8 protein-coding genes and 2 pseudogenes are annotated in these 10,919 nt (G+C 58.6%); 3 read left to right on the top strand and 7 right to left on the bottom strand.

All coding sequences use genetic code 11. The features are described from left to right. Nucleotides 1-193 precede the first annotated feature (193 nt). Nucleotides 194-1,137: pseudogene (locus H2O14_RS20555) on the bottom strand (threonine/serine dehydratase). A gap of 89 nt (nucleotides 1,138-1,226) precedes the next feature. On the opposite strand from H2O14_RS20555, the gene H2O14_RS27850 reads away from it, so the two are divergent. Beyond that, nucleotides 1,227-1,415: an Lrp/AsnC family transcriptional regulator gene (locus H2O14_RS27850; protein WP_312858639.1), complete on the top strand. Its 189-nt coding sequence runs from the start codon at nucleotides 1,227-1,229 to the stop codon at nucleotides 1,413-1,415. Then, complete coding sequence (locus tag H2O14_RS27845) at nucleotides 1,400-1,660, top strand: Lrp/AsnC ligand binding domain-containing protein (protein ID WP_312858638.1); 261 nt, start codon at nucleotides 1,400-1,402, stop codon at nucleotides 1,658-1,660. Before H2O14_RS27850 ends, H2O14_RS27845 begins: the two co-directional genes overlap by 16 nt. A gap of 36 nt (nucleotides 1,661-1,696) precedes the next feature. On the opposite strand, the gene H2O14_RS27840 is transcribed toward H2O14_RS27845, so the two are convergent. Next, the gene (locus H2O14_RS27840) at nucleotides 1,697-2,482 is read right to left on the bottom strand and encodes a calcium-binding protein (RefSeq protein ID WP_246697471.1); all 786 of its coding nucleotides are present in this window, start codon (nucleotides 2,480-2,482) and stop codon (nucleotides 1,697-1,699) included. Between the two features lie 125 nt (nucleotides 2,483-2,607). Between H2O14_RS27840 and H2O14_RS20540 the strand changes: the two genes are divergently transcribed. Next, nucleotides 2,608-2,994: an Lrp/AsnC family transcriptional regulator gene (locus tag H2O14_RS20540; RefSeq protein WP_182829110.1), complete on the top strand. Its 387-nt coding sequence runs from the start codon at nucleotides 2,608-2,610 to the stop codon at nucleotides 2,992-2,994. On the opposite strand, the gene H2O14_RS27835 is transcribed toward H2O14_RS20540, so the two are convergent. From H2O14_RS27835 to H2O14_RS20515, 5 genes and pseudogenes are all read right to left on the bottom strand, one after another. Continuing rightward, nucleotides 2,983-3,852: an SIR2 family protein gene (locus H2O14_RS27835; RefSeq protein WP_182829109.1), complete on the bottom strand. Its 870-nt coding sequence runs from the start codon at nucleotides 3,850-3,852 to the stop codon at nucleotides 2,983-2,985. The two genes, H2O14_RS20540 and H2O14_RS27835, sit on opposite strands and share 12 nt — an antisense overlap. Continuing rightward, complete coding sequence (locus H2O14_RS20530; protein WP_182829108.1) at nucleotides 3,849-4,823, bottom strand: ParA family protein; 975 nt, start codon at nucleotides 4,821-4,823, stop codon at nucleotides 3,849-3,851. Before H2O14_RS20530 ends, H2O14_RS27835 begins: the two co-directional genes overlap by 4 nt. 72 nt (nucleotides 4,824-4,895) lie before the next feature. Next, a pseudogene (locus H2O14_RS20525) lies at nucleotides 4,896-7,363 on the bottom strand (FAD-dependent oxidoreductase). Continuing rightward, nucleotides 7,360-8,427, bottom strand: coding sequence for an alcohol dehydrogenase family protein (locus tag H2O14_RS20520; protein WP_182829107.1), 1,068 nt, complete (start codon nucleotides 8,425-8,427; stop codon nucleotides 7,360-7,362). Before H2O14_RS20520 ends, H2O14_RS20525 begins: the two are co-directional and overlap by 4 nt. Beyond that, complete coding sequence (locus H2O14_RS20515; RefSeq protein WP_182829106.1) at nucleotides 8,424-10,871, bottom strand: FAD-dependent oxidoreductase; 2,448 nt, start codon at nucleotides 10,869-10,871, stop codon at nucleotides 8,424-8,426. The genes H2O14_RS20520 and H2O14_RS20515 overlap by 4 nt, the downstream gene beginning before the upstream one ends. Nucleotides 10,872-10,919 lie beyond the last annotated feature (48 nt).

The following is a 10,919-nucleotide window of genomic DNA, read 5'->3' as shown; positions in this document are numbered from 1 at the left end:
TTAGCGAGGCCGCGCCCCGCCCCTCATCCCCCTGCCGGGACCTTCTCCCCGCGCATGCGGGGAGAAGGAAGATGGAGCGCGGACATTGCCACATCGCCCTTCTCCCCGTCATACGGGGAGAACGCAGCGGCAGCCGGATGAGGGGCCGGGCAGACCATTCACGCCAAACCGCAGAACACCATACGACCTCCCCTCAAAACCACTCCCGCGCCTGCGCCGCCGTGACATTTCCCCGCACAGCGGCGTCGCCACCCTCAGCCCCTCAAGCGACGTTTTGTCCCTCAGCACCCCCGCCAGACCCGCCGCGCCGGCGGGTTCGATGATGCGGGTCCATTCATCCCGGGCGAAGCGCATGGCGGCGAGGATGTCGTCGTCGTCGTCGACCAGCACGACCGCGTCGATCGTCTCCTTCAGCCATTCGACCGCCTCAGGCACCGGTTCGCGCACGGCGATGCCGTCGGCGATGGTGTTGGCCGAGCGCGTCGAGACGGGATGGCCGGCCTGATGCGAGAGCGCCATGCAGGGCGCGCCTTTGGCGGCGACCGCGATCACCCGCGTCTCGGGCGACCGCGCCTTGATCCACGCGCCCATGCCGGCGGCGAGCGCGCCGTTTCCGAGCGGCAGATAGACCCGGTCGAGGCGCCCTGCGGCCTCCATGAGTTCCAGCGCGATCGTGCCGGCGCCCTCGGCGATCTCGGCGGAGGCGCCGTCCTCGACGAAGAGATGGCCCGAAGCGTGGGCGAAAGCGCGGCCCGCCTGTTTGGCGGCGTCGAAATCCTCGCCTTCGAGTCGGACCTCGGCGCCGAAGCGACGCATGGCCTCGATCTTCAGGGGATTGGCGTTGACACTGGCAAACACCGTCAGCGCCCGGCCAGAACGCGCTGCATTATAGGCGAGCCCCTGACCGAAATTGCCGGCCGAAGCCGTGACCAGCGGCGCAGCGCCGGGATGCGCGGCCAGGAAATAGCCCGTGCCGCGGCCCTTGAAGCTGCGGATCGGATTGTCGGTCTCGTCCTTGGCGATGAGTTGGAACCCCAGCGCCTCCGACGTGAGAATAGGCGATTGAAGAAAGACGGGATCGATGCGGCCCATGGCCTCGGCGATGCGGTCTGCGGAAAGTTCTCTCGGCTTTGTCATGCAGACAGGATAGAAAAGACCCGCGCGGAATGACCGCGCCGTTTCGGACATCGACGCCGAAATTCCGCGTTCAACAGGAGTTTTCCGCCGTGGATGAGATCGACCGGACCATTCTTGAGCTGCTTCAGGACAATGCCGACCAGCCCGCCAAACGCATCGCCGACCACGTCGGCCTCTCCCCCTCCGCCGTCGAGCGCCGCATCGCGAGACTCAAGCAGACAGGCGTGATCCAGAAGATCGCCGCGTCGTCGACCCCAAGGCGGTGGGCCGCGGCCTGACCGTGCTGGTGGAGCTCGACATCCAGAACGAACACCGCCACACGCTCGACGCCTTCCAGACCTGGGCCGTCAAGGCGCCGGAAGTGCAGGCCTGCTGGTATGTCACCGGCGACATGGACTATGTGCTGCAGCTCGCGTTGCGGGATCTCGACGAGTACAATGACTTCATCGACCGGATGATGCGCGAGCAGCAGGGGTTGGTGCGAAAGTATAAGAGTTTGATTGCGTTGAAGGTAGTGAAGTGAATGCGACGATCATCAACCACGAAGTTATAGATAAAATCACATCATACTAACTCGCACCTGATGCTTCAAAGTATCTTCAATCAAAATATTGATTTCTCCCGGTATTTCAATAACTACATCATCGCCGGACTGATAAAAATATCGTTTGCCGAGATTGTGATGGGCTTCAACAACATTACTTTCAATCCACACAGACTCGTATTTTTCAAAATCGCAAATCACATCTCGTCCCGATTTGCCGACAAAAGCAAAAGTATCGCTGTCCGCCCCTCCATAGAGCGTGTCACGTCCGCTTCCGCCCAGAAGATAATCCTGCCCGGCGCCGCCCTTGAGAATGTCATTTCCTGCGCCGCCCGCAAGGTAGTCCGCACCACTACGAGCCAACACCTGATCGGGACCGCCATCCATATAAAACATATCCGAACGCTGTGAGCCGTGTCCGACATCCGCTTCCGGTGAGCCTTTGAAAGTCACCGGCCTCACATTGCTGAGTAGGGACGTGGTTGTTTGCATGAGATCTTTCCAACTTATATTTATGTCGGAAATCACAGCATTGACGATGGTCTGCCCATAGCCCTTGTAGAAAAACTGAAAACTCGTAACCGTCGATTCAAGCGATACGGCTCCGTCGTCGCCATCCTCGAAAGCGAAAGTCCCCTGCAAAACGACATAGTAGTGGCCAGTTCCGTGAAAAAACACCACCTCATCGACATCACGCGAGGACAATTCCCAGCCATAAACGGGATTTACGCTAGTATCGATGAGATAACGCGGACTAAAATCCGTCATATCGAATTCGCTATTCACAAATATGGACGTCATGTCATCCTCCAACATCGTCTTAAATTCTAAGCAGGATCCAGAATATCCATCAAAGTTATGCTTGAATGTTATCAGGTCAAATCAATTTTCTTGAGTGCTCTCCTGTCGTCGCAAGTCTTTGCCAAATGCAGACTCGCGCCCCCGCCGCTAGGGGCCGCACCGCCGGACTGAAACAGGACGGCGCGATCGAAGAGAGTGCGGCGCGCGTCAATCCGAAGGCGCGGGGCCGCAGCATGACCGTGCTGGTGGAGCTCGACATCCTGAAGGAACACCGCCACACGCTCGACGCCTTCCAGACCTGGGCCGCCAAGGCGCCGCAGGTGCAGGCCTGCTGGCATGCTGCCGGCGACATGGACTATGTGCTGCAGCTCGCGGTGCGGGATCTCGACGAGTATAACGACTTCATCGACCGGATGATGCGCGAGCAGCAGGGGCTGGTGCGGAAGTACAAGAGTATTATTGAACTGACGGCAGTGAAGAACATCAATTATAAATTGTATTCACCAATTTAATGACTTCGTCAGATCAAATTTCTCCGTTTCCACAAAAGCATTCAGAGCTTTTAGTTCCGCGACAAGCCCACTATGGATTTCATCAAAGGGATCATATTCAAGAACTTTTAGATTCCGGTTTTCTCTTAGAGACAGCTTTCGATCGGCACCAATGCCGTGAGAAGTCACAAAGAAATGAGGACCCTGCTCCTGATATCTAAAATTCTGATTTTCCAAAAGAAGATTTACGTCTGGATCAGACATTCCACAACCCAAAAACAAAAAGGTATGCGTCATCAACGCAGCGTCAAACATCTGATAAAAAGACGAATTTTTTATTCTGGCTTCACTATAATCTTTTTGAGTGAAAATAAGATTTTTTGTGGATTTAAGATTTCCATGGACCTTGACGATATAACGCCCTGCTCCGCGCAAAACCTCCTCAACATCTTCTTCATAATAATTTTTAACAATAAATGACCCCATATGGACGCTGTCAGCGTGACGTTCATAGATATCATCGAAATTCAGAGTGAATACTATTCGGCAATCAAGATTAAGGATTTGCTGGTGTATCTCTGCAGCAGGAAAACCAGGATTTGAAAAGGTGTCCCGAAGGTATTTTGTCCAACGGGAGTCGAAGCGCTTTTTCAACCACTCACACGCATGAAGATAGTCATATTGAGCAATTGCTTGCTTAATAGAGTCTAGATCTCCTTTTTCAGGACAATCAATGACGGCCTGGTTTAAAAAATCTCTCCATGTTGGAGGACGCAACCCATTTTCATTTTGAGAGTGGCGTGAAATTCCACTCCCGATCACCAAAATCACCCGCCGCCGAGCGAGGTCGGGCACCACTTCAGACCAGTCGATACTCACTGAGTTCGCTCCAAAAATTCCTGAGCTACAACAGAAAATATGTATTTAGCTTCTTTTACTTTAGCGAAATGAGCTCCTACAACCCCATCACCCGCCGTAAGTTCAAAAATAGGAGAATGACTGGATTGGGACATCGGCACAAGGCTAAACAGATTTGGTACCGTTCCAATCTCAAATGGACGATTGTATAAATGCTCAGCTAACCCGTTATCGATTATGACTTGATCAATCTTTTGACGTATGTTTTCGTAAGCTTGAACAGCCCTACGCTGACCTTCTCTATCCCTTTTGGCAAGATAGCTTTGCGTCACATAGCCTATGAACTCCGGTCGAGAATACGATAACTTTGGGATCAGATCCGGGCGTCTGGTGGTAGTAAGACCATTCTCCCAATCCTTCCACCATCCATCAATCCATGCAGCTATGTTTTCGAAGGCCTTCAATGAAAATATATCCAGAGAAACTGGACTAATGAAAAAATCAGCGCTCAGCATTATTGATCTGTTGATAGCACCCAAGGATGGGCTTACATCAAAAAGAACATAGTCGTAATCCGAAAGCTGCTTTAACAACTCAGAAAATGCTAAACTGGTTCGAATACCACGTATTTCTCCGGCACGAGCACTGCTCCAGTCGTTTGCAAGCAAATCTTCGGTTAGCGCCAATCTTGGATCACCAAGAATAACATCCACACCAAATCTTTCCGCAAACTTGACAACAACATTATCATTATACCCCTCCCCAAGGGAAAGAGGTTCAAGCATCTTATAAACTGTAAATATATCTGAATGTGAATAAAGATTTAATAAATCATCATCCTCAAAGAAATATTGAGTGGCGTTGCATTGAGGATCGGAGTCCACAACGCAAACCTTTTTTCCGTGATGCAATGAAATATATGCAGCGACATTACATAAGAGTGTGGTTTTCCCAACGCCGCCCTTGTTATTAAAAAATGCGACAGATTTCACTAACGCCTCCATACCTTCGTGGTTGCCTTCTTATGTAAGTGCACGGATGGGCGCACATCGGCAGATTAGGCACTATCGTCGATTTGAAACGTCCCTCACCCGCTCCGCCCGCGCATCATACATCGCCACAAGCGACGCCTTCGCCTTCACCCTGACGCCTGCAATCTCCACCTCATACTTCGACGCCAGCACCTCCGCCTCGCTCTCGCCTTCACACGGCACATAGCCCAGCCCCACGGCGCCGCCGAGGTGGTGGCCGTAATTGCCTGATGTGATGGTGGAGACGATTTCTCCGTCGCGGACCAGCGCTTCGTTGTGGAACAGCAGCGGCTCGGGGTCTTCGAGCAGGAATTGCACGAGGCGGCGGGACAGACCCTTGTCCTGCTTGGCCAGCACCGCGTCGCGGCCGATGAAATCGGCTTTGGTCGTCTTCACTGCAAAGCCGAGGCCGGCTTCCAGCACATGGTCCTCATCGGTGATGTCATGGCCGAAATGGCGATAGGCTTTTTCGATGCGGCAGGAATCCAGCGTATGGATGCCGCAGAGTTTGAGGCCGTGCGCGGCGCCCGCGGCCTCGATCGTCTCGAACACATGCGCGGCCTGATCTGAGGAGACATAAAGCTCCCAGCCGAGTTCGCCGACATAGGTGACGCGGTGGGCGCGGGCGAGCCCCATGCCGATCTCGATCTCGCGCGCCGTGCCGAACGGATGGGCGGCGTTGGAGAAATCGTCGGGGCTGACGGCGGAGAGCAGATCGCGCGATTTCGGGCCCATGACGCAGAGCACCGCCTCGCCCGCCGTGACATCGGTGATGACGACGAACTCGTCGCGGAGATGCTTGCGCAGCCAGGCGAGATCGCGCTGCAGCGTCGCGCCCGGCACGACAAGCAGGAAGGCGGTTTCCGAGAGACGCGTGACGGTGAGATCGCTCTCGATGCCCCCCGCGCGTTCAGCATCTGGGTGTAGACGATGCGGCCGGTGGGCACATCGATCTGGTTGGCGCAGAGGCGGTTGAGGAAGGCCATCGAGTCGCGGCCCTCGACGCGGATCTTGCCGAAGCTCGACATGTCGAACAGTCCGACGCCGTTGCGGACGGCGAGATGTTCGCGGCGCTGATTGTCGAACCAGTTCTGCCGGCCCCAACTATAGCGATATTCCCGTGCCTCGCCCGGTTCGGCGAACCAGTTGGCCCGCTCATTGCCGGCGACCTCGCCGAACACCGCGCCCCGCGCCTTCAGATGTTCATGCAGCGGCGAGCGGCGCACGCCGCGGGCCGTGTCCATCTGGCGATAGGGATAGTGATCGGCATAGAGCAGGCCGAGCGTTTCCGACACGCGTTCGCGGAGGTAAGCGCGGTTGCGCTGGAAGGGTTGGGCGCGGCGGATATCCACCTCCCAGAGATCGAAGGGCGGCTCGCCATCGTTCATCCACTGCGCCAGCGCCATGCCGGCGCCGCCGGAGGAGACGATGCCGATGGAATTATAACCCGCCGCGACCCAATAGCCCTTCAGTTCCGGCGCTTCGCCGAGATAATAGCGGTCATCAGGGGTAAAGCTTTCCGGGCCATTGAAGAAGGTGTGAATGCCCGCCGTCTCCAGCATCGGCATGCGGTTCACCGCCATTTCCAGGATCGGCTGGAAATGATCGAAATCCTCCGGCAACTGGTCGAAGCAGAAGTCGGCGCTGATCGCCTCGCCCTTCGGCGGCCAGGGCTTGGCCTTGAGCTCGAAGGCGCCCACCAGCATCTTGCCGGCGTCTTCCTTGTAATAGGTGCATTCGTCCGGCACGCGCAACACCGGCAATTGCTTGAGGCCGGCGATCGGCTCGGTGACGATGTAGAAATGCTCGCAGGCATGCAGCGGCACGGTGACGCCGGATTTACGGGCGAAATCGCGGCCCCACATGCCTGCGGCGTTGACGACATTCTCGGTCTCGATCGTATAGACCTCGCCGTCCTGCTCGCAGGTGACGCCGGTCACGCGGCCGTTTTTGGTGGTGACGCCGGTGACGATGACGCCCTCGATTACCTGCGCGCCATTCTGCCGCGCTCCCTTGGCGAGCGCCATGGCGATATTGGCGGGATCGCACTGGCCATCGAGCGGCAGATGCACCGCGGCCTTCACATCCGCGACATTCAGATGCGGATACATCTCCTTGACTTCGCTGGGCGAAATCTCGCGCACATCGACATTGAAAGCGCGGGCCAGCGAGGCCTGGCGGTAAATCTCCTGCTTGCGCGCCTCGGTCAGCGCCACGGTCATCGAGCCGTTCTGCTTCATGCCCGTGCCGATGCCGGTTTCGGCTTCAAGACGGGTGTAGAGATCGGCGGAATATTTGGCGAGCCGGGTCATGTTCTGGCTGGCGCGCAACTGGCCGATCAGCCCGGCCGCATGCCAGGTGGTGCCGCAAGTGAGCTGCTTGCGTTCGAGCAACACCACATCCGTCCAGCCGAGCTTGGCGAGATGATAGGCGACCGAGCAGCCAGAGACGCCGCCGCCGATGATGACGGCGCGGGCCTTGGACGGAATGGGCTTTTTCATGGATTTACCCCTGGCATGAAGAGGACGATTTTGCCGGAATGGCGTTTTGTCTGAAACTCAGCCTGCGCCTCGGCAATGTCACGGAGCGCATACGTCTTTGATACAAGCGGCCGAACACGTCCGGAATTGATCATGGCGACCAGGTTCGCAAACACATCTCTCGGCTGATAGGTGCAGCCATGCAACGTAATGTCGTTGAGATAGAGGGTTCTGAGATCCGCCTCGACGATGGGTCCGGCAATGGCGCCGGCCACCGCATAGTCTCCACCTGGCCGCAGGGAGCGGATCCGCGCCGGCCATTGCGGCCCACCGACAATGTCGATAACCCTGTCGAATGTCCTCGCCTCCGGCTCCGCGCCTCTGTCGATGATGTCGCAAGCGCCCGCCGCCTGCACGGCGTCAGCCTTGTCCAAGCAGCATTGGCCCGTCACGCGCGCGCCGCGAACCTTGGCAAGCTGCACGGCGGCAAGCCCGACGCCACCCGACGCGCCCGTCACGAGAACCCGGTCGCCCTCGCTTACGCCCGCCCTCGCCAACAGATTCTCCGCCGTCCCGAATGCGCAGGGCATGGCGGCGATTTCAATGTCGGAAAGCGGGGATGCCGAAACATCATGGAGATGGCGCGCCGGAACGACACAATATTCGGCGAAAGCGCCGTCGATATCCGAACCGAGCGCCCGATAGGCGGTGGGCGCGTCCTCGCGGGGCTCCGGCATGTTGGTGGGGCAGATGACGCGCTGGCCGGGGGTCCAGCCAATCACACCATCGCCCAAGGCAACGACCCGGCCACAGAATTCGGCCCCCTGAATGCGCGGAAACGAGATCGCGCCCGACCAGCCGCCATCCTCGAAAGTCTCGCCTTCGGCCGTCGCGCCGCGCGACTGCGGAGCATACCATCCGAGACGTGTGGCGATATCGGTGTTGTTGACGCCTGCGGCCGCGATTTGCACCAGCACCTCGCCAGGCCCAGGCGACGGAACCGCGATATCATCGCGATAGCGGAGTCTGTCAGGCCCGCCATGCCCAAGCAGTTCCACGCCGGTCATTCTGGCCGGCTGGCTCATGCGCGCAGCCTTTCATTCATGGGATCATACAGCGGCGTGTCGCCATGGACTGTTGCCTTCAGGCGCTCGCCGAACACTTCGACGTCCAGCTCCTGCCCGGGAATAGCGAGATCGGACCTGATCATGCCGATGGCGATGGATCTGCCGATGCGGTAACCCCAATTGCCCGAGGTCGTCTCGCCCACCACCTCATCGCCATGCCAGAGCGTCGACATATAGGGCGCGTCATAATCGCCGGCCTCGATGGTGATGAGCACGAAGCGCTTGGTCACCCCCTGCTGCTTCTCGCGCGCGAGCGCCGCTTTGCCCTTGAAATCGGGCTTGGCCCAATCGACGAAGCGCTCGAGCCCGCCTTGCAGCACGGTGTAATCGGTCGACAGATCGCCCTTCCAGGCGCGGTAGCCCTTTTCCAGCCTGAGACTGTCGAGCGCCTCCATGCCGAAGGGCTTCAGCCCATGCTTTTGCCCCGCCGCCCAGACGGCGTCGAAGACTTCTGCCGTGTCCTCGATCTTGGTGTGGATTTCCCAGCCGAGTTCGCCCGCAAAGGAGACGCGCACCAGCTGAAGCCAGCGCCCCGCGATCTGGCAGGATTGATGGCTGAGCCAGGATTTCGTGAGATCGGCGTCCGACACCTCGGCCAGGATAGCCCGCGAGTTCGGTCCGCTCAAAATCTGGCAGGAGAACTGGTCGGAAACATCCGTCAGCGTGAAACCGGCATCCTCGGGCTTGTGCCTCGTAAGCCATTCCCAATCATGCCACTGCGCCGTCGCCGCCGTGATCAGGAAGAAGAAGTCTTCGGCGATGGTCATCACCGACATTTCGGTGACGATGCGGCCCTTGTCATCGGCGAAATAGGCCAAGCCGATACGGCCCGGCTTGGGAATCTTGCCGGTGGTGAGGCCAGCAAGCCACTCAGTCGCCCCCGGCCCCTGCAACCGGTACCGCGAAAAGCCGGGCAGATCGAGAATGCCGGCCGCATCGCGCACCGCCAGGCACTCCTCCTCGATGCGCGGGCTCCACGGCCCCTTGCGCGTCCAGGTCTGGCTCGCCTCCTCGGACGTGTCGTCGCCCGGCTTGGCATACCACATCGCCCGCTCCCAGCCATTGTAGGGCTTGAACACAGCGCCGAGCGCGGCGATCCGGTCATGGATGGCGGATTGACGCCGGTCGCGGCCCGCCGGCCAGTAATGCTTGGGGAAGTGGATAGCGTATTCGTGGCCATAGACCTCCATGCCCTTGTCGACGCAATAGGCAGGATCGGTATAGCTGGTGTAGCGCCGGGGGTCGCAGGACCACATGTCCCATTCCGTCTCGCCTTGGGTCACCCATTCCGCCAGCACCTTGCCCGCGCCGCCGGCCTGGCAGATGCCGAAGGTGAAGACGCAGGCCTCGAATGCATTGGGCACACCGGGCATCGGCCCGATCAGCGGATTGCCATCCGGCGCGTAAGGGATCGGCCCGTTGATGACCTTGGAGAGGCCTGCGGTTCCCAGGATTGGCACGCGCGCGACCGCGTCGTTGATATGCCATTCCAGCCGGTCGAGATCATCCGGGAACAGCTGAAAGGAGAAATCCTTGGGCATGGGATCGTCATCCGTCACCCAATGCGCCCGGCAATTGCCCTCATAGGGGCCGAGGTTGAAGCCGTATTTCTCCTGGCGGAGATAATAGGAGGAATCGACGTCGCGCAGCAGCGGCAGCTTGTGGCCGACCTCCTTGGACCAGGCTTCGAGCTCCGGGATCGTGTCGAACAGCATATACTGATGGCTCATCACCATCATCGGCACGTCGCGACCGAACAGTTTGCCCACTTCGCGGGCGTAATAGCCGGCGGCGTTGACGACGTATTCGCAGCGCACCTCGCCCTTGGCCGTCGCCAGCACCCATTCGCCGCTTTCGCGCCGCGCAGACTCCACCGGGCAGAAGCGGATGATTTTCGCGCCCATGTCGCGCGCGCCCTTGGCCAGCGCCTGGGTCAGCTGCGCCGGATCGATATCGCCATCATAGGGGTCGTAAAGCGCGCCTTCCAACTCATGCGTCTCGGCGAAGGGATAGCGCGCCTTGATCTCGTCCGGCGAAAGAATGTCGAGATCCATGCCCTGATAACGACCCATACCGACCACGCGCTTGAATTCCAACAGCCGCTCTTTGCTGTGCCCTAGCCGCACCGAACCGGTGACATGGTAATTCATGGGATAATCGACCTCGGCGCCGAGCTTGCGGTAGAGTTCGGCCGAATAGCGCTGCATGTTCATCAGCGACCAGGACGAGGAGAAGGTCGGCACATTGCCGGCCGCATGCCAAGTGGAGCCGGCGGTCAGCTCGTTCTTTTCGAGCAGCAGGCAATCCGTCCAGCCCGCTTTGGCGAGATGATAGAGGCAGGACGCCCCCACCGCCCCGCCGCCGATAATGACCACACGCGCTGTCGCTGGCAGTTCCGACATGATCCGCTCCCCCAGGTCCGAGACCAAGTCCCGTGAAATTTAACATTC

It is taken from the genome of Rhizobium sp. G21 (genome assembly GCF_014158035.1).
Lineage (GTDB): Bacteria > Pseudomonadota > Alphaproteobacteria > Rhizobiales > Rhizobiaceae > Rhizobium_E.
The sequence above is the reverse complement of the archived record's forward strand: the minus strand, read 5'-3'. Positions and strand labels throughout refer to the sequence as shown.

Excerpts from the sequence above, each read along its gene's own strand:
- H2O14_RS27840 (WP_246697471.1), bottom strand. The coding sequence starts at position 2,482 with ATGACGTCCATATTTGTGAATAGCGAATTCGATATGACGGATTTTAGT.
- H2O14_RS20540 (WP_182829110.1), top strand. The coding sequence starts at position 2,608 with ATGCAGACTCGCGCCCCCGCCGCTAGGGGCCGCACCGCCGGACTGAAA.
- H2O14_RS20520 (WP_182829107.1), bottom strand. The coding sequence starts at position 8,427 with ATGAGCCAGCCGGCCAGAATGACCGGCGTGGAACTGCTTGGGCATGGC.
- H2O14_RS20515 (WP_182829106.1), bottom strand. The coding sequence starts at position 10,871 with ATGTCGGAACTGCCAGCGACAGCGCGTGTGGTCATTATCGGCGGCGGG.